At 49.9% G+C, this 18,057-nt stretch carries 16 protein-coding genes and 1 pseudogene; 14 read left to right on the top strand and 3 right to left on the bottom strand.

The window, feature by feature from the left end:
* The first annotated feature begins 11 nt into the window (after positions 1-11).
* Positions 12-1,460 carry an A/G-specific adenine glycosylase gene (gene mutY, locus WH46_RS03880; protein WP_046225800.1) on the top strand — a complete coding sequence of 483 codons (1,449 nt, stop codon included), beginning with the start codon at positions 12-14 and terminating at the stop codon, positions 1,458-1,460.
* Positions 1,461-1,649: 189 nt separating this feature from the next.
* Positions 1,650-2,906, top strand: a complete 1,257-nt coding sequence (locus tag WH46_RS03875) for a TolB family protein (protein WP_231584286.1) — start codon at positions 1,650-1,652, stop codon at positions 2,904-2,906.
* Positions 2,907-3,135: 229 nt separating this feature from the next.
* Here the strand turns inward: WH46_RS03875 and WH46_RS03870 are convergent, their stop codons facing one another.
* Positions 3,136-3,747 carry a superoxide dismutase gene (locus WH46_RS03870; RefSeq protein ID WP_017812635.1) on the bottom strand — a complete coding sequence of 204 codons (612 nt, stop codon included), beginning with the start codon at positions 3,745-3,747 and terminating at the stop codon, positions 3,136-3,138.
* An 853-nt stretch (positions 3,748-4,600) separates the two neighbouring features.
* Between WH46_RS03870 and WH46_RS03865 the strand changes: the two genes are divergently transcribed.
* From WH46_RS03865 to WH46_RS24015, 6 genes and pseudogenes are all read left to right on the top strand, one after another.
* Complete coding sequence (locus WH46_RS03865; protein WP_046216355.1) at positions 4,601-5,029, top strand: GNAT family N-acetyltransferase; 429 nt, start codon at positions 4,601-4,603, stop codon at positions 5,027-5,029.
* Positions 5,030-5,233: 204 nt separating this feature from the next.
* A pseudogene (gene queG / locus WH46_RS03860) lies at positions 5,234-6,969 on the top strand (tRNA epoxyqueuosine(34) reductase QueG).
* Positions 6,970-7,052: 83 nt separating this feature from the next.
* Positions 7,053-8,087: an HD-GYP domain-containing protein gene (locus WH46_RS03850; RefSeq protein WP_046225798.1), complete on the top strand. Its 1,035-nt coding sequence runs from the start codon at positions 7,053-7,055 to the stop codon at positions 8,085-8,087.
* A 144-nt stretch (positions 8,088-8,231) separates the two neighbouring features.
* Entirely contained in the window at positions 8,232-8,507 is a 276-nt protein-coding gene (locus WH46_RS03845) for a YneF family protein (RefSeq protein ID WP_026136113.1), read from the top strand.
* A 52-nt stretch (positions 8,508-8,559) separates the two neighbouring features.
* The gene (folE, locus tag WH46_RS03840) at positions 8,560-9,156 is read left to right on the top strand and encodes a GTP cyclohydrolase I FolE (protein ID WP_017812641.1); all 597 of its coding nucleotides are present in this window, start codon (positions 8,560-8,562) and stop codon (positions 9,154-9,156) included.
* A gap of 224 nt (positions 9,157-9,380) precedes the next feature.
* Entirely contained in the window at positions 9,381-9,554 is a 174-nt protein-coding gene (locus WH46_RS24015; RefSeq protein ID WP_017812642.1) for a hypothetical protein, read from the top strand.
* A 13-nt stretch (positions 9,555-9,567) separates the two neighbouring features.
* On the opposite strand, the gene WH46_RS24205 is transcribed toward WH46_RS24015, so the two are convergent.
* On the bottom strand, positions 9,568-9,843 hold the full coding sequence (locus WH46_RS24205; RefSeq protein ID WP_046225797.1) for a hypothetical protein: 276 nt from the start codon (positions 9,841-9,843) through the stop codon (positions 9,568-9,570).
* A gap of 30 nt (positions 9,844-9,873) precedes the next feature.
* Positions 9,874-11,070 (bottom strand): serine hydrolase domain-containing protein, encoded by a 1,197-nt coding sequence (locus WH46_RS03830; protein WP_052714106.1) that lies wholly within the window; start codon positions 11,068-11,070, stop codon positions 9,874-9,876.
* A gap of 474 nt (positions 11,071-11,544) precedes the next feature.
* Between WH46_RS03830 and WH46_RS03825 the strand changes: the two genes are divergently transcribed.
* The 6 genes from WH46_RS03825 (at position 11,545) to WH46_RS03800 (ending at position 18,007) form a co-directional block, all read left to right on the top strand.
* On the top strand, positions 11,545-12,513 hold the full coding sequence (locus WH46_RS03825; RefSeq protein ID WP_052714105.1) for a BadF/BadG/BcrA/BcrD ATPase family protein: 969 nt from the start codon (positions 11,545-11,547) through the stop codon (positions 12,511-12,513).
* Positions 12,514-12,516: 3 nt separating this feature from the next.
* Positions 12,517-13,422: an N-acetylmuramic acid 6-phosphate etherase gene (gene murQ / locus WH46_RS03820; RefSeq protein ID WP_046225796.1), complete on the top strand. Its 906-nt coding sequence runs from the start codon at positions 12,517-12,519 to the stop codon at positions 13,420-13,422.
* A gap of 223 nt (positions 13,423-13,645) precedes the next feature.
* On the top strand, positions 13,646-14,500 hold the full coding sequence (locus WH46_RS03815) for a lipoate--protein ligase family protein (RefSeq protein ID WP_052714104.1): 855 nt from the start codon (positions 13,646-13,648) through the stop codon (positions 14,498-14,500).
* 127 nt (positions 14,501-14,627) lie between these two features.
* Complete coding sequence (locus tag WH46_RS03810; RefSeq protein ID WP_046225795.1) at positions 14,628-15,626, top strand: beta-ketoacyl-ACP synthase III; 999 nt, start codon at positions 14,628-14,630, stop codon at positions 15,624-15,626.
* Positions 15,616-16,965: an ATP-grasp domain-containing protein gene (locus tag WH46_RS03805; RefSeq protein ID WP_046225794.1), complete on the top strand. Its 1,350-nt coding sequence runs from the start codon at positions 15,616-15,618 to the stop codon at positions 16,963-16,965. Before WH46_RS03810 ends, WH46_RS03805 begins: the two co-directional genes overlap by 11 nt.
* Before the next feature lie 22 nt (positions 16,966-16,987).
* A complete protein-coding gene (locus WH46_RS03800) occupies positions 16,988-18,007 on the top strand; it encodes an NAD-dependent epimerase/dehydratase family protein (protein WP_046225793.1) in 1,020 nt (339 codons plus the stop codon).
* Positions 18,008-18,057 lie beyond the last annotated feature (50 nt).

Genomic DNA, 18,057 nt, shown 5'->3' with positions numbered 1-18,057 from the left:
GGAGAATCAGAATGTCCAATATAACAGCAGAACAGGAAGCAAAACGTTACTTCAGCCGCGAACTGCTGGCGTGGTATGACGAACACAAACGTGATCTGCCCTGGCGGCGTAGCCGGAATCCGTACCATATCTGGATCTCGGAGATTATGCTCCAGCAGACCCGCGTAGATACAGTCATTCCTTACTTTTTACGCTTTGTCGAGAAGTTCCCGACCGTCGAGATTCTGGCCAATGCACCGGAAGAAGAAGTGCTGAAATGCTGGGAGGGGCTGGGTTACTATTCACGCGCCCGCAATATTCAGTCTGCTGCCAAGCAGGTAGTGGAGCGTTACGGCGGAATTGTACCGGATACACCGGAAGAAATATCTGCTCTCAAGGGCATTGGTCCCTATACGGCAGGTGCCGTACTCAGTATTGCCTACAATGTACCGGTACCTGCTGTTGATGGCAATGTGATGCGTGTACTGTCACGTTATTTCTGTCTGGAAGATGATATCGCCAAAAATCCAACCCGTATCAAGATGGAAAAGCTGGCTGGGGAGCTAATTCCTGCAGGCAGAGCTTCCGACTTTAACCAGGCTCTGATGGAGCTGGGGGCATTGATCTGTACACCCAAGTCTCCGCACTGTCTGACCTGTCCGGTGATGAAGCATTGCAAGGGACGGATCAATGGGATGGAAGAGCAGCTGCCCGTGAAGACCAAAGCCAAGCCGCCGCGTCCAGAGCATCGTCTGCTGGCTGTCATTGAAGGTCAAGGAGAGCATGCCGGCAAAGTACTGATCCGTCAGCGGCCAGCGACAGGACTGCTGGCTCGGATGTGGGAGCTACCGCATGTGATTGCAGAAGAATCCAAAAAAGCCGGCGCCGGAGCGAATCTGTCCGAAGAAGCTGCTATGCAGCGGCTGAGTATGGCGCTGCACAATGAAGGTGTAGAAGTACGTCCCGGAGAAGCATGGATGACAGCCGAGCACACATTTAGCCATATTCAGTGGTATATGAGGGTATTCCTCTGTACCGAAGCCAATGCAGTAGACAATCAGATCGAGCAGGACGCATCCGTTTCTCGTTCTGTTGATGAGCTGACCAGACTATCTGATGAAAAAGCAGAATCTGCATCCGCATTGCATAATGATGCAAAGACGGATATTTCTGATCGCCAGCCACCGCTGAACAAGGTACAGGAACCGGAGCAGGGGACGCTCGATATCAAGCTGTCCGGAGCTACAGCGGAGAGTCTGGAGCATATCCGCCAGCAGCTAGCTGTGAGTGCAGCCACCGACACGCTTGATCCGATCAGCCAGGTCGCTGAACAGCAGGAAGTGTATGCTGCTGTACCGAGTACGCTGCTCGGTGAGGCTTTTGCTTACGATTATCGCTGGATCAGCCAGGAAGACATGGAAAAGTACGCTTTTCCCAATCTATTCCTGAAAATTTTGCAGCAGTATTTCAAAGAGAAATAAATGAGATAGACCCATACAAATAGGATGAATCCCTGCCGGATACACTCGGCAGGGATTTTTGATATACCGGAAGCAGTAATATGGAGAAGATGTGACTGATTAGCTATTCTCGGAGCCGGGTACTCGTTAGAGAAGAGAGAGCAGAACAGCCTCTACGGTTGTTTTGCAGCAGGATGGAGGAGAATCAGGATGTCTAGAACAATAGCCATGGTAAAAGGAACGATATGGGCTCCGGAGTGGAAAAAGTACCAGGATCGGCTGACAGGTATCGAAGTACATCAGCTGACCGATTACCGGGGACACAGCCGCCAGCTGTACTTTACCGAGAATGGATTATATGACGAAGGCAGACGTCTGTTATTCGTATCCGATAGGGATAACAGCGCCAATCTATTCTCGATCCACCTGGAGACCGGGGAGATGACACAGCTCACTACCTACACAAATAATGATGATCTGCAGGTATGCCTGACCCCAGATGGTCAGCAGGCACTGCTGCAAAAGGAAGATACCATCTCGCTGCTGGACCTGACTTCTTTTCGCGAGCGGGTCAAATATCACTGCCCCGAAGGCTTTCGGATGGGCAATATTAGTTGTACTGCGGATGGGGAGTCGGTACTAACCTGCATCTGGCAGCAGCTATTTGCCAAAAATGATGTAGAGCACGATCCAGAAACTACCCGAAAACGGAATGATCACGATACATTTCATGAAGTAATAGATAACAAAGATGCAGCTATAGATCGGCAAGCAGCAGATCAGCGGATGCTGGAATCCTCTTCGTCATTCAGCCAGATCATTGCTATTCATCTTCACACCAGACAGTCAGAGATTGTCCACGAAGGTCAGAGGATGATTACCCATGTGCAGGCTTCTCCGATTCATCCCTGGCTGCTGACTTTCTATCAGGAAGACAGCCGGGAGCTGGGAGATCCATCTATCTGGAGTATGGATCGACGAAGCGGCAAGATCAGTCCAGTCCGGGCAAAAAGCGAAGCAGACGAAATCGTCGGCCGACCTTATTTCCTTAGCGACGGCGAGACAATCGCCTATCAGGGAGTACGAAGCAGCGGCACATCCTTCTGGGGAAGTATCCGCTACGATCAATCGGATCAGCAGGAGCAGGAGATTTCTTTTGCGATCCATCACGCCTATCTGGACGGCAAGTATCAGGCAATCACTGACGGCAGAGAGAACGTGCAGACCCTGAATCTCTGGCGAACTTCGCCTGATGGAACATACAACGGACCGTATGTACTCTGCGAATTGCGTTGCAGCTTTCATTCACCCAAAGTTCATGCCTATCCGCGCATTAGTCAGGATGGACGCAAACTCTTTTTCACCAGCGACCGTACCGGTTATGCGAATATCTATATGGTGGAGCTACCTGATGATATTAGTAACTTGCACATGATGCATAAGCTCATAACGCAGGAAAGGAAATAAGAGCAAGGACGACATTTAAGCCAGGAGATCTTCATTTTCTCCCTCTATCGAAGGATCTCCAGGCTTAACCGGAGGACGTGCTCTTATTCCTTTCCGGAGTGAATGAAGCAATCAACTCCAACACTATAGGAATCCGAAAAAGCACAAAAAAGCTGCCCTGTATGAACAGGACAGCTTTTCGTCTATATGTCGCGTTATTTGCTGTTACGTAAGAAAGGGGATCTTCCGATTACTTCGCAGCAGTGTAACGTGCGTTTACAGCATCCCAGTTTACTACATTCCAGAAAGCGGAGATGTAATCAGGACGTTTGTTTTGATATTTCAGGTAGTAAGCGTGCTCCCATACGTCCAGACCGAGCAGTGGAGTCAGACCTTCCATTACCGGGCTGTCCTGGTTAGGTGTGCTTGTGATTGCCAGTTTGCCGTCTTTGCCAACAACCAGCCAAGCCCAACCGCTACCAAAACGTGTAGTTGCTGCTTTTGCGAAATCTTCTTTGAATTTGTCGAAGCCGCCCAGTTCGCTATCGATTGCAGCTGCCAGTTCACCAGTAGGTGCGCCGCCAGCGTCAGGACCGATTACTTCCCAGAACAGGCTGTGGTTGTGGTGTCCGCCACCATTGTTGCGTACGGCTGTGCGGATATTTTCAGGTACACTGTTCAGATCGCTGATCAGTTCGTCCAGGCTTTTGCTTTGCAGTTCAGGAGCGCTTTCCAGAGCAGCGTTCAGGTTGGTTACGTATGTGTTATGGTGACGATCATGGTGAATCATCATCGTTTGTTCGTCGATGTGTGGTTCCAGAGCGTTGTTAGGGTACGGTAATGCTGGTAGTTCGAATGCCATCGTAAAATACCTCCTGAGATTTGGATTGGGGAATACCGATAAAAGAAGTCCCCTATGTAGATAAACATGTTACTGTCTCTATTAAACCGTATATTTCGGACTAAAGCAACATTTGTGTTTAGAAAGTCCGTCTGGCAAGGGATCCGGGCGATTTTATTTTTTATTTCTATATTACCGAAATCACGCATTGAACCCTAAAAATCGTACATAAACATTTCATTACAGGCAGAATCAGAAAGAATCGGTAGCGTATGTACATATATTAATGAAATAGCGATATTGGATATAAATGGAATAAGAAGGAACATTAATCAGGAAAGGGTAAATACAATATGTAAAAATTTTGCTGCACAAATGAGTCTGCTGTCCAGTAAAGCTATTTTTTATCGACACAATATAAGCCATAATGCTTAATTATGACAAAAAGTATAGTGACATGATCATGGTAGTGTTATACTTGTGTTTGTTGCTAATATAATTTCAGTTTAAGATTTCACTTTTGCAATGAATATTTATTGATTGCAATTAATATTCATACGCAGCGATTTTTTTCATAATAATTGTATATCTAAGAGCAAATGGACGGAAAACGGAGATATGAAGCGCTTTCATAAGAAAAGTGGTGTATTTCCTCGAAAATTGTGGTTTAATTAACATTGAGATTATATTGTGCAATTATTTGCGCTTTTTTGCCGTCTTATCGTCTTCCTGTACAGCAGGATTTTACACAACTCTTTATGTAGGGCGTATGGCTTGTCTACGCAGATGTCCTTCTTTTTTGTGTTGGAACATGATTGTCAGGGGTTATTAATGAAACGGTATTTATCAAGCTGATGAAAAGGGAGTTTGGATCATGAAAATTCGTTCCTTTAAGCTAAGTGATTTGAACCTTGTGAAGGAGCTGCTGCAGGTAGCTCTGTCGGAAGAATGCTATGAGCATACTATGGGACCTTTTGCGAGACAATTGTCCTGGGATTCCGAACTGATTATGGTTGCGGAGCAGGGAGAAGAAATTATTGGCTTGTTAATTGGTACGATTGACCGCAATTTCGGTTGTTACTACCGTATTGCCGTTCATCCCGATATGAGAGGCAAAGGAATTGGCAAAGCGCTGGTCGCAGCAATGGAAAAACGTTTCCAGCAGCGTAATGTCAGCGGAATTATGATCGCAGGAGACGAGCATAACGAGGCGGTAATGCCACTGTATGCAGCTCTTGGCTATGATGAAAGCAAAATTCTTCGTACGTACGAAAAATTAAGCATTGTCGCAGCTAACGCATAATACTATAGAGATAAATTTGGAATAACTACAGACTACATCATACTGTTTTGTATATATGGACACATCTTGCCTTCCGGCTTCGTGGGGGATGCAGGTGTGTTTTTCTATTTTTTAGACGTATTTCCAGTTGGATCAGGTATAATTATAAATAGATAGCTGACAACAGTCGGCAGGAGGTGACAGTGAGTGACGCAGCAGGAATATATGATACCAAGTCCGACATCAAGATGGGAACAGCTTAAGCTTGAGATCAAGGCAGCTGCGCCATCGCTGGGAATTGACGATATCGGTTTTACGACCGCCGATCCTTTTCTTTTTCTGAAAGAAGTGCTGGAAGAACACCGGCGCAAAGGCTATGAATCCGGATTTGAAGAACCGGATCTGGAGAAAAGAATCAACCCGTCACTAACCCTGGAAGGCGCACGTTCCATCATCGCCATCTCGGTGACTTATCATTCCAAAATGGAAAATCCGCCGCGTTCGGAGCCTGGTCAGTATCGGGGCATCATGGCACGCTCGGCCTGGGGCCGGGATTATCATTATGTGCTGAGAGACCGGATGCAGCGGCTGGAAGATTTTATTCATGAACGGGTACCGGAAGCGAGAATCGAGAGCATGGTCGATACCGGAGCACTCTCGGACCGTGCTGTAGCCCAGCGTGCAGGCATTGGATTTTTCGGTAAAAACTGCGCGGTAATCTCGCCTACTCTCGGTTCCTGGATCTTTCTCGGCGATATGATTACGGATATTCCATTTCCGCCGGATACGCCGGTAACCGAGGATTGTGGTACCTGTACCAAATGTATTGATGCTTGCCCAACAGGAGCACTCGTTGGTCCGGGGCAGCTGAATTCGCAAATTTGTGTGTCTTTTCTGACGCAGACCAAAGGAATGCTGTCGGATGAGCATATGCGCAAGATCGGTAACCGGCTGTATGGCTGTGATACCTGCCAGATCGTCTGTCCCAAAAATAAAGGCAAGCACTGGAACCACCAGGAAGATCTGCGTCCTGATCCGGAAAAGGCCAAACCGCTGCTGCTGCCGATGCTCGATCTGAGCAACAAAGAGTTCAAGCAGGAGTTTGGCGATACATCCGCTGCCTGGCGCGGCAAAAATCCGATCCAGCGCAATGCGATTATCGCTCTTGGTAATTTCAAGGATAAAAGTGCAGTACCCCGTCTGACCGAAATGCTGCTCAAGGATGTACGTCCGATGATTCGCGGCACGATCGCCTGGGCACTGAGCCGGATTGGTGGTCCCGATGCGCTATCTGCTATAGAGCGTGGGCTGGAGCGCGAGCAAGAGCAGGAGGTAATCGAACGCCTGATCGAAGCAAAAAGGATACTGGAGGAGGAATCCGCGTGACCGACGAGCAGCTGCATGAACCAGTAATCCCGCAAAATGAACAGTCGCAAACCACGTTGTATTATGCCGAATTGGACTCACCGGTTGGCCCGGTGACACTGCTGCAATCGGAGCATGGAATATGTCATCTGGAATTCAAAACCTATAGTGAGGCGCATGCTGGTCTGTCCAGCTGGTCCAGCCGCTGGTATGGTGATCATGAGCTTATCCATTCGCCATCACGGCTTGGTCAAGCAATCGATCAGCTCCATGAATATTTTGCCGGTGAACATCAGGAGTTTGATCTGCAGCTGGATTTGCGGGGAACTGCATTTCAGCGTCAGGTGTGGCAGGCTCTTCAGGTTATCCCATATGGTGAAGTGGTCTCTTATAAATGGATTGCTGTGCATATCGGTAGTCCATCAGCTGTTCGCGCGGTTGGTGGAGCGAATAACCGTAATCCCGTGTCGATCATCGTGCCCTGCCACCGGGTTATTGGCATGAATGGTCAGATGGTCGGATATGGCGTAGGACTGGATCGCAAGGAGCTTCTGTTGGAACTGGAAGGATATTTGCGCCAGCCTGTTCTTTTCTGAAATCAAAATATAAACCGCTTCGGGCATTATGCAGGATGGGGTTCCATGAAGTATCTATCATTGTAAGCCAAAGGGGATTGCTGATGAGATACGTAAGTATAGATAATGTAGAAACGGGGCAGCATCTGGGCAAGTCTGTCTATTCGGGCAATGGTACAATTCTGCTATCGGCAGGGGTGCAGCTGACCGTCTTTATGATTAATACACTGAACCGGATTGGCGTTACTATGATCTATATTCAGGATGAACAGTTCGCAGATGTAGAACCTGAAGAGATTTTGAGCGAAGCGACCAAGCAGCACATGATCCGGGAAATGAGTGATACCTTTGATGCCGTACGATCCGGCAAAGAGTGGACCCCGGCGCGAATCACGCTCAGCGTCGAGCATCTATTGGAGGATATCATCGGTGCGCGTGAAGTACAGGTACAGCTGACCGATATCAAGACGGCAGACAATGCCCGCTATCTGCACGCGATGAATGTCTGTCTGCTGTCGGCGATTATTGGCATGAATATCGGAATGAACCAGCAGCAGCTGCGGGATCTGGCGATTGGTGCCCTGCTGCATGATGTGGGCAAAGTGTCCGGCAGCGAAGCTTTTGATCTGATTCCCGGTTCCAAAATGCATCACACCTGGAGAGGATTTGAGCTGATCAAGTCCAAGCGGGATTTCAATCTGATGATTGCACACGTAGCGCTGCAGCATCATGAGCGGATGGATGGAACCGGTCAGCCGCGCGGCCTTAGTCACGAGGAGATTCATCGGTATGCCCGGATCGTGACGATTGCCAATACGTACGACAATCTGATCACGCCCAAGGAACACGGCGGCAAAAGCTTACTGCCGCATGAAGCGTGCGAAGAGATGATGGCAATGTCGGGTACAGCATTGGATCATGATCTGCTGGTAGAATTTACCCGCATTATTTCCATTTATCCGAATGGAACGGGTGTCCGGCTATCCACGAGGGAAACCGGCGTAGTCGTGAGCCAGCACAGAGGACTGCCAGGACGTCCGGTCGTGCGGATCGTACGCGGAAGTGGCGATTCACTTGATGTCAAAGAGATTGATCTGGCGAATGCTACAACCGTTTTCATTGAAGCGGTAATGAATTAGACGGGGCGTAATCTTTGGTATGAAAATGTTTGCTAGAGCAGGCGGTAAAATGGTATGATAAGTGCTGTTCATGCCTGCAACGGCAAGGAAAGCCAGAGCTCTCCGGGAACGAAATACAATGAATATACAGGGGTGGCACTTATTATGTGGTGGAACTGGGTCATACCTATCGTGACTCTTATCGTGGGTCTCGTCGGGGGCTTCTTCATTGGCGCATATTACCTGCGCAAACAACTGGAAAAAATGCAGAGCGATCCGCAGATGATGCAGAAAATGGCCAAGCAAATGGGCTATAACCTGAATCCGAAGCAGATGCAGCAAGCACAGCAAATGATGAAAAACGGCGGCGCTCCCCAAAAAGGCGCGAAGCCACAAATGCCTCCAATGGGCCGTGGCAATCAGGGCAAGCGTAGAAGATAATTACATGACAGGCATCAGTGCATGAAGGCCTTGAATGTGGAAGGAGGTCAGCATGGCTGGAATTAAGGATTATACCAACCTGAAGGTCGCAGCACATCGCGACCAGATTGAATATCATATCAAGGAAATCCTGAACCTGATCGGTGAAGATACCGAACGGGAAGGATTGCTGGAGACGCCTGCACGGGTAACGCGGATGTACGAGGAGATCTTTGCCGGATACAGCGTAGACCCGCGCGAGGCGCTGGGTGTTACTTTTGACGAGAATCATCAAGAGATGGTCATCGTCAAGGATATCGTCTACTACAGCCAGTGTGAACATCATATGGCTCCGTTCTTCGGCAAAGTGCACATTGGCTATGTACCAAGCGGTAAAATTGCCGGTCTGAGCAAATTCGCCCGCCTGGTCGAAGCGGTTACCCGCCGTCTTCAGGTACAGGAGCGTATCACAAGCCAGATCGCTGATATTCTCGACGAAGTACTGAAGCCAACCGGTGTAATGGTTGTCGTTGAAGGTGAACATCTGTGCATGTGCGCACGTGGTGTCAAAAAGCCGGGCAGCAAGACAATTACGTCCGCTGTACGCGGTGGATTCCAGAATGATGCGCCACTACGTGCAGAGTTCCTGTCGCTGATCAAAGATCACTAAAATACCGAATTGCTGAATCACACAAACAAACAACAAACAAAAAGCAGGCAGCCGTCATCCCGGCTGCCTGCTTTTCTGTATAGATTGTGCCTGATGTCACAGCAGATCGGAATAGGGTGATATAGCATGTATATTTTAATGAAAGGCTTGCTCAATGCTTGCATTGTAGATTAGACTCATAGGCAAGGTTATTACAGACAAATTGGATGAGTGGAGGAGATTATATGGAAATTCGCGAATTTCTGGATCAGAGACTGACCGAGCTGAACGAAGAGCAAAAGACTGCTTTTATCAAAGAAGTCTGCCTGATTCTATACAATCGCAACAATTCGGATCTGATCGTACGTGCCAAGGTCAATGAACTGGTACAGCGCTATGAACTGGCACAGCAGCAATAATATTCTCCCGGCTTCAATCAGAATACTCCTCTCCAAACCGGAGAGGAGTATTTGTGTTGCGTGACCAAAGAGAACGGGATGATGTTGATGTCTGTTTATTTGGATAGCCTATTTTGTAATCTGGATACTGAAATTGGGAAATGGAAGTTCGGCTTTGCCAAGATTCCATATGTTGGGCTGCAAAACGTTCCTGTTCCAGATTCTCCAGCTGCCGCGGATGCTCCAGAGCAAAGCAGGCCACTTTACGTTCGGACGGGTTAATCATTCCGATAATCTCACGCAGCCTCACGAATCCTCCATTTATACGGTTGTTCCTTTGTCAGTAGGATGACGGCTGTGCTGGCAGGCGGTTCAGGGCTGAAGCTACAGCCGTATGAAAATCTCTGCGTAGCTGCTGAATCGACTGTGTACGCCCATAATGAACCCGGTTGGTCAGCAGTACGATCGCCAGCTGCTGACTCGGATCGATTTGAATACTGGTGCCGGTAAATCCGGTATGTCCAAATGCAGCAGGAGATAGAATAGGACCGGATACATCCGCTTCATCTCCCTGCAGTACCCAGCCAAGTCCCCGCCGTGTTCCAGGAAGCAGTGGAGTCTGCCGGGTGACAGCTTCGTGCAGAAGCTGCTCGGAAAGTGAAAGCGGAGGGATCGGAGCAGTGAATAGATTCGCCGGAGATTGCATCCTCGGGGTATGTACAGCTTCCAGCCAGTATTGCGCATAGCGCAGCAGATCGCTCGCGGTAGCAAATAATCCGGCATGTCCACACATCCCACCGAGTGCCCTTGCATTCTCGTCATGTACAATGCCCTGCAGATAACTCTCTGTCTGGTTATCGTATTCAGTAGCAGCACTAATAGCTGCGTGACTTGGCCCAGGAACAAACATACTCTGCTCCATGTGCAGTGGCTTCCAAATATATTGCTCAGCGCCTGCTATCAGCTGAAGTCCGCTGATTCGCGTGAACAGTTCTCCCAGCACTATAAATCCTGGATCACTATACATACGTGCTTGCCCCGCTTCATAGGCAGGTGGCATTTGACTGATTGCCTGGATCGCCTCTGGCAGAGTCAGAGCGGCAGATGAATGGAAATCGGCGATAGCAGGCATTCCCGAGGTATGACTGAGCAGCTGGCGGAGTGTAATCTGTTGGTAGGGACCTGTCTGGAATTCAGCCAGATAAGCCGATATTGGACGGTCCAATTCCAGCATTCCATGTTCGACGAGCGTCAGAATCAGTGGCAGGGTAACGGCTACTTTGGTCAATGAAGCGCAGTCGTATACTGTATGGGTATCGGCAGCAATCTGCATATGATCTGTATCGACTGCCCAGCCTACAGCTTTGTACCAACAATGACCCCGCCAGTATATAGCAGCCGAAGCGCCTGGAATAATCCGCTGTCGGCAAGCCAGGTGCAGCGGATTCCATATACATTCCAGTTGGTCAGAGGACAGAGGTTCTATCGCTGAACAGGTATGATATTTTGTGGGTACGGAAGGTACAGATTCAGTCATGGTATTCCCTCCATGAGTTGAGATTAAGATGATACAGGATTGAATAGATAGAGCAGCACATACGAGCTGGCACAGAATTAACTTCAAAACTGCAAGCAAACCATCATTAAAGGAGAAATCAAAAGGAGAACAATAACTATACTATGGAATAATGCATAAAATGAATTTCTATCCAAGTATATAATTCATTTATAATGTGACTGTATTGTTAATTAATATAACCAGAAAAGATTATCAATGTCATTTAATTTATACACACAGGAATCCATATTTGTAACTTCAACAAATGTATAAACGGTAATTTGAAATATAGGCTTTTATATCTCTCGTACATGTTATAATAAACGCGAATTATACCAATATCTCGAAAATATTCATAACATATCTAACATCAATATAACTGGCTTACTCTCAATATGCAGTATTTATTGAAAAGGTAGTATTTGTTGAAAATCAAATACAAAGGATGAGTATATGGAATATGTAATTGGAATAGATGGCGGAGGCACGTCTACAACTGCAATTGCTGTAGACCGGGAAGGAAGACAGATTGCTCATGCAGAAGGACAGGCGAGCAATCCCAAATCTTCGAGCGGAACCGACTACAGGACAAATATACATAATGTAATCTCACAATTGCTGAACGACTCTTCCCTTGCGCTTGAACAGTGCTGCGGGGTGGGTGCTGGCATGGCTGGAGTCTATACCCCGGAGGAATGTGAAGCCGGTGAGCAGCTGCTGCGCAGTTACTGGCATGAACGCAGGCAACAGGTACCGGATATTCTGGTCGTCAGTGATGCCGAGACTGCTTTGGCAGCAGCTTTTGGCACTAATCGCGGAATAGTCGCGATTGCAGGTACAGGATCGATCGTGCTGGGAGTTCTGCCTTCGGGTGAGCGGGTGCGTGCCGGAGGCTGGGGACATATTCTGGGTGATCAGGGCAGTGGATACGCGATTGGACAGCGAGCCCTGCAGACAGTGATGCTTGGCTATGATGGCATTGTGGCTGTTACCGAACTATCGGACAAGGTATTGCATCACTACGGTGCACGCTCTGCCGAAGAACTGCGTTATATAATGTATCAGCCGCAGATGGGCAAGCGCCAGATAGCAGCGGCGGCAAAGCTCTGTATTGAAGCCTCACAATCGGGAGATGTGCTGGCGCAGCAGATTATCATGCAGGCTGCCAGCGATATGGCTGAATTTGTACAAGTGCTGTTGAACCGTTATCCTCAGCTGGAGCAGACAGGCATCGCGGCTGCCGGCTCGATCTTCCGCCATTCTGTGCTTTATCGGGAGACATTTGTCCAGCAGCTGCAGCAGAACCATACTAATCTGCCGGAGATTCGACTGGCGGAGCAGGAAGCAGCCTATGGGGCAGTTATACTCATCATGAACAAGCTGGCAAAATATCCACATGTATGGACACAGGGAGGGCAATAAATTATGAATCCATCACTGGGCAAGCTGATGACTGAGCAGCAAAATCCACGTACCATTGGTATTGATGATATGACAGCAGAACAGATTCTAAGAGCAATTCATGAGGAAGATCGGACGGTACCGGCGGCAGTCGAACGCTGTATTCCCGAGATTGCCCGGGCCGTAGAAGCAATCACAGAAAGCTTCGGCAGCGGTGGCCGTTTGCTGTATGCAGGAGCAGGTACCAGCGGACGGCTCGGTATTTTGGATGCATCGGAATGTCCGCCTACCTATGGTAGCGATCCGGATCAGGTTGTTGGACTGATTGCCGGAGGCAGCCGGGCCATTCAGCAGGCAGTCGAAGGAGCAGAAGACAACCCAGAGCTGGGACGGCAGGATATCCGTGAGCATCAAGTATCCGAGCGGGATGTGGTCGTTGGAATTGCTGCCAGCGGACGGACTCCATATGTACTTGGAGCGATGCAGGAAGCTGGGGAACGTGGTGCAATTGTCGTCGGGATCAGTAACAATCCCGATTCGGAGATGAGCCAATTCGCTGCCATTATGATCGAAGCGGTCACCGGTCCGGAGGCTGTGCTCGGATCTACACGCATGAAGGCGGGAACGGCGCAGAAGCTGATTCTCAATATGCTGACTACTGCCTCCATGATTCGCTCCGGCAAAGTATACCGTAATTTGATGGTCGATATGCAGGCAACCAACGAAAAGCTGGCGCTGCGCGCCCGGCGGCTGATTCAGCTAGCGACAGACGCAGACGATGATACGGTGGAACAGGCGTATATCGCTTCCGGCGGACATGTGAAGACCGCTATTGTGATGATTCTGTTGCAGGTGGATGCTCATTCTGCAGCTGAACTTCTGCAAAATAATGAAGGTTTTGTACGGCAGACGATTGAGCATTCGGTATAGATTATACGGACAGGGCATCCGCAGCGAAGCGGATGCTTTTTTTGGCAGGAAAGGCTTATTAATATCAAATGAATACGATCGGATTCAGATGTGTTAATGCAAGAAGAGGGCTAGTGGGTACGCTTTGTTACATCCTGCATTTTATCCTGCTAAACTGGTATAATAACAAATAATCAGACAGAGTACGGATAAGACGGTACTGCTTGGAAATGGAGGGAGCAGCTTGACAGACAATCAGCAAATACAACCTGCAGATGGCGGGGCATACAAGACCAGTCGACCAGAAGGATTGGAACAGGCCATATGGTATGAGACGCCGCTACTGGGCAGAGAGGTACCCATGCTGCAGCCTCTGGCATGGGAAGAACTGATGTGCCGACGGGTAGGCAGCGGACATCCGCCGGTCGTTCATATATGGAGGCATACGGATGGGATGACGATTGGTCTGCGGGATCGCAGACTGTCCAATGCAGTTGCTGCCATGGAGCAGATTCAGCAGGGAGGAACCTCGATCTGTGTGCGACCTTCCGGTGGTGCAGCTGTGCCACTGCATCCGGGTATCCTGAATCTGTCGATCATTTTACCGAATCCGAAGCACCGTATTAACATCCATGAAGATTTTCAATTTATGGCGGATTGGATCAGTCAGGCTGTACATCCATGGAGCAGTGAGGTGGATACGGGAGAAGTAGAAGGTGCATTTTGTCCAGGAGATTATGATATCAGTATTCATGGCCGCAAATTCTGCGGGATTGCCCAGCGCCGCCAGGCGAAAGCCTATATTATTACCGCTTTTGTTATTGTAGACGGGCAGGGAGATGAGCTGGCCGATCAGATCAGACAGTTCTACGAGCGCGCAGCGGGTCCCGAAGATCAGGGCTATCCAGTCGTTCGTCGGGGAACGATGGGAGCACTGGGTGAACTGGCGGGAGTACCCTCTGTAGATGCTTACCAGACAGAGCTGCAGCGGCTGCTGAGTGATGGACAGATGCCGGATTTACTGGACGGATCAGAGGTATTCGGCAAAGAAGAATTGGAGCAGATGGTCACCTATCTGCATGAGCGCTACGACGAATAGGCAGGGACAGAGGTCGGTCGCTGTCAGTAGACACCTGTTAGGAATGGCAATGGCAACCAGCTGTTTATACACAGGGGGACGACCGAATCGGACAGCTTTATTTTACCAATAGATTAGAGGGATTAGGATGCAGCTTCGCAAAGTAAAAATTCTAGGAACAGGCAAATACTTGCCGCGTCAGATAGTCACGGATGAGCAGATTGATCAGCGTCTTGGTGTGAAGCCGGGCTGGGCTGCCAAGGCAGGCGGCGTTGGTACCCGTCATTATGTGAGTGAAGGCGAGACTGCCTCTACGATGGGAGCGGCGGCGGCTTATGCTGCGCTCGAAGCCGCTGGACTGACTTTTGACGATGTAGATTGTCTGGTCTGCACGAGCGGTACCAAGGAACAGCCGCTGCCAAGCACGGCTTCCTTTATCCAACAGGCGATGGGACAGGAAGATTCGGGTATACCTGCTTTTGATATCGATGGGACCTGTCTGAGCTTTGTCTTTGGACTGGATACACTATCTTATCTCGTAGCCGCCGGACGCTACCGGCATGTGCTGCTGGTCGCGACAGAAGTAGCTTCGGCAGGAATGGACTGGAGTCAAAAGGAAAGTGCCGTGCTGTTCGGCGATGGAGCCGCTGCCGTGGTAATCGGCCCTGCACCCGTAAATGAATCGTCAGCTATTATACATACTTCACTTCATACGTACAGCAAAGGGGCGCGTTATTCGGAAGTAGCTGCAGGCGGTACCCGTTTCCCGCATGGACATGAGCAGGCTGCTGCACAGTCTTATTTATTCCAGATGGACGGTCCTGCAATCTTCCGCATGGCTTCCCGATTGCTGCCACAATTTATCGATGATCTGTTGACGCAGTCACAGACCTCAATGATGGATTTCAAAATGGTTATTCCGCATCAGGGCAGTGCTATGGCAATGCGGTTGATGCGCCGCAAGCTGGGCATCTCAGAGGAACAATTTATGAATATTACGCCCAATCATGGCAATACGATCGCAGCCTCTATTCCGATGGGACTGCATGAAGCGATTGTCCAGGGGCGGATTCGCCGTGGTGACCGGATCATGCTGCTCGGTACAGCAGCCGGGCTGTCGCTGGGAGGAATGGTGCTTGATTATTAAATCTGCCGCACCCCAGCGGATTCTGCTCACCGGTGGACGTGCTCCGGTCGCCCTCGAACTGGCGCGGCAGCTGCATACGGGCGGACATACGGTATACGTGGCAGAGAGTGTGGAATATCATCTGTGCCGAACGTCGAATGCGATCGCAGCCAGCTTCCGTCTGCCTCCACCCCGCCAGCAGCCGGAGGATTATCTGGAAGAATTGGCTCGATTGCTAGAAGAACTGGATATTCAGCTGCTGCTGCCTACCTGCGAAGAAATTTTCTACATTGCTCATGGGTACGAGAAGCTCAGCCGGATCTGCCGTGTACTTTCTCCTCCGCTGGAAACCCTGCGCCGCCTGCATCACAAAGGGGACTTTATCGAGCAGGTATATCAGGCCGGTCTGCCCGCCCCGGAGACCAGGTTAATTACCGATACAGCAGCATGGGAGCAAGCCCAGCAGAGCATAGTGGAGTGGGTTCAATCGGTAGAGTCTTTTTCGGATAATTCCGCAGATGACAGCAGTCTCCGTGGCAACGGGGTATATGACGGGCCGGTAGTATTAAAGCCGGCTTATTCGCGCTTTGCTTCCCGGGTGCTGCTGCCCTCTTTTTTTCAGCGCTTATATCGGGGTGGCGGCCAGCGAAAAGGCAGCAATTCCTCATTGTCTGCGGCTGTACCTGCTTCGTTATCTCCAGCAGAGCCGTGGATCGCCCAGCGCTATCTGACAGGGGAAAGTATATGCACCTACAGTATTGTGCATCAGGGCGTTATTGTAGCTCATGCAGCATACCGCAGTCAGTACCGCAGCAGTCAGGCAGGAGCGAGTGTGCATTTTGAAGCACTGGATGGAGCGGCGACACTGTCCTGGGTACAGCATTTTGTCGAGACACAGGCGGATGCACAGGGAACTCCATTTAGCGGACAAATCAGTTTTGATCTGATTGCTTCGGACGTCGATCAGCAGCTCTATCCGATCGAGTGCAATCCACGAACGACAAGCGGCGTACATTTATTCCGGCCGGAAGATGGATTGGAAATGGCACTGCTTGATCCCGATCAGCTGATTGCCACGCAGCGGATTATTCAGCCGCAGTCGTGCAGCCGCGCTATGCTGACACTGCCGATGCTAATCAGTGGCTGGCGTCAGGGCTGGTCTTGGCAGGATTGGAAAAGGTGGTTCACAGCCATGCGAGGAACAAGAGATGCAGTCTACCATGCCCAGGATCGTGGACCTTATATCGAGCAGCTACGGTTGGTGCGGGCGGCCTGGCGCTTGAGCAGACAGCAGCACATCACGATCACCGAAGCGTTAACCCACGACATTGAATGGAACGGACAGACGATCCAATCCTGATCAACGCGAAAAGAGGCAGACTATGAAGAAAGCATTGGTAACCGGAGCGACCGGTTTTCTCGGTGGACATATGACGAGGCGCCTGTTGTCCGAAGGTTGGCAGGTCACAGCGACCGGACGTAATGAACAGGCTGGGCGCCAGCTGAGTGCAGCAGGTGCGCAGTTCCTGCCGATCGATCTGCGTAATCGGGAGCAGGTCGTGGAAGCTTGCAGGGAACAGGAGTATGTATTTCACTGTGCAGCCCTGTCTTCGCCATGGGGTTCATATCGTGATTTTTTTGCCAGCAATGTAGAGGCTACCCGACATGTGGCAGATGGATGCATGCAGCATGGTGTACAGCGGCTGGTTCATATTTCGACGCCCAGCATTTATTTTGATTACCGGACGCGCTATGGGATTCGGGAAAGCGATCCATTGCCGCGCAAGCCTGCCAATCATTATGCGGCTACCAAGCTACTGGCGGAACAGCTGCTGCTGAAGGCCTGGGAGCAGCAAGGGCTGCCGGTTGTGATGCTGCGTCCACGAGCGATCTTTGGTCCTATGGATCAGACGCTGTTCCCAAGGCTGATGGAGGCAAACCGCAAGTCCGGTGTGCCGCTGCTCAATGGAGGACAGGCCGAGATCGACTTAACCTATGTAGATAATGTGCTCGATGCCATGCTGTTGGGAGCTTCTGCCCCTGCTCATGTGCTCGGACAAGCCTATAATATTTCCAACGGGCAAGCCATGCCATTTGACAGCTTATTGACTCGCCTGTTCGAACAGCTGGGATTGCCACTGCGTACACGTACGATTCCGCTTAAGGCAGCCTACACGGTTGCAGGTCTACTGGAAGCCGCCTATAGGCTGCTGCCATTGTCCGGCGAGCCGCTGCTTACCCGTTATACCGTAGGCTCTATCGCTATACCGCATACGCTCGATATTCAGAAGGCCCGGGAGGAGCTGGGCTATGTACCGGCTGTAACGGTGGATGAAGGGCTGAGTCTTTTTGCCGACTGGTGGCGACAGGAACATCATCCGGAATATCGTATGGAGAATTAACCCACGATGAACTGCCTGTGATTAATTCATGGGTGAAAGGAGAGAAAATA

Source organism: Paenibacillus dauci (genome assembly GCF_000971985.1).
In the GTDB taxonomy this organism is placed as follows: Bacteria; Bacillota; Bacilli; order Paenibacillales; family Paenibacillaceae; genus Saccharibacillus; species Saccharibacillus dauci.
This window is presented reverse-complemented; position numbering and strand designations above follow the sequence as displayed.

Bases quoted from the DNA above. Each gene is read 5' to 3' on its own strand.
- mutY (WP_046225800.1), top strand. From the start codon at position 12: ATGTCCAATATAACAGCAGAACAGGAAGCAAAACGTTACTTCAGCCGC.
- WH46_RS03875 (WP_231584286.1), top strand. From the start codon at position 1,650: ATGTCTAGAACAATAGCCATGGTAAAAGGAACGATATGGGCTCCGGAG.
- WH46_RS03870 (WP_017812635.1), bottom strand. From the start codon at position 3,747: ATGGCATTCGAACTACCAGCATTACCGTACCCTAACAACGCTCTGGAA.
- WH46_RS03865 (WP_046216355.1), top strand. From the start codon at position 4,601: ATGAAAATTCGTTCCTTTAAGCTAAGTGATTTGAACCTTGTGAAGGAG.
- WH46_RS03850 (WP_046225798.1), top strand. From the start codon at position 7,053: ATGAGATACGTAAGTATAGATAATGTAGAAACGGGGCAGCATCTGGGC.
- WH46_RS03845 (WP_026136113.1), top strand. From the start codon at position 8,232: ATGTGGTGGAACTGGGTCATACCTATCGTGACTCTTATCGTGGGTCTC.
- folE (WP_017812641.1), top strand. From the start codon at position 8,560: ATGGCTGGAATTAAGGATTATACCAACCTGAAGGTCGCAGCACATCGC.
- WH46_RS24015 (WP_017812642.1), top strand. From the start codon at position 9,381: ATGGAAATTCGCGAATTTCTGGATCAGAGACTGACCGAGCTGAACGAA.
- WH46_RS03830 (WP_052714106.1), bottom strand. From the start codon at position 11,070: ATGACTGAATCTGTACCTTCCGTACCCACAAAATATCATACCTGTTCA.
- WH46_RS03825 (WP_052714105.1), top strand. From the start codon at position 11,545: ATGGAATATGTAATTGGAATAGATGGCGGAGGCACGTCTACAACTGCA.
- murQ (WP_046225796.1), top strand. From the start codon at position 12,517: ATGAATCCATCACTGGGCAAGCTGATGACTGAGCAGCAAAATCCACGT.
- WH46_RS03810 (WP_046225795.1), top strand. From the start codon at position 14,628: ATGCAGCTTCGCAAAGTAAAAATTCTAGGAACAGGCAAATACTTGCCG.
- WH46_RS03800 (WP_046225793.1), top strand. From the start codon at position 16,988: ATGAAGAAAGCATTGGTAACCGGAGCGACCGGTTTTCTCGGTGGACAT.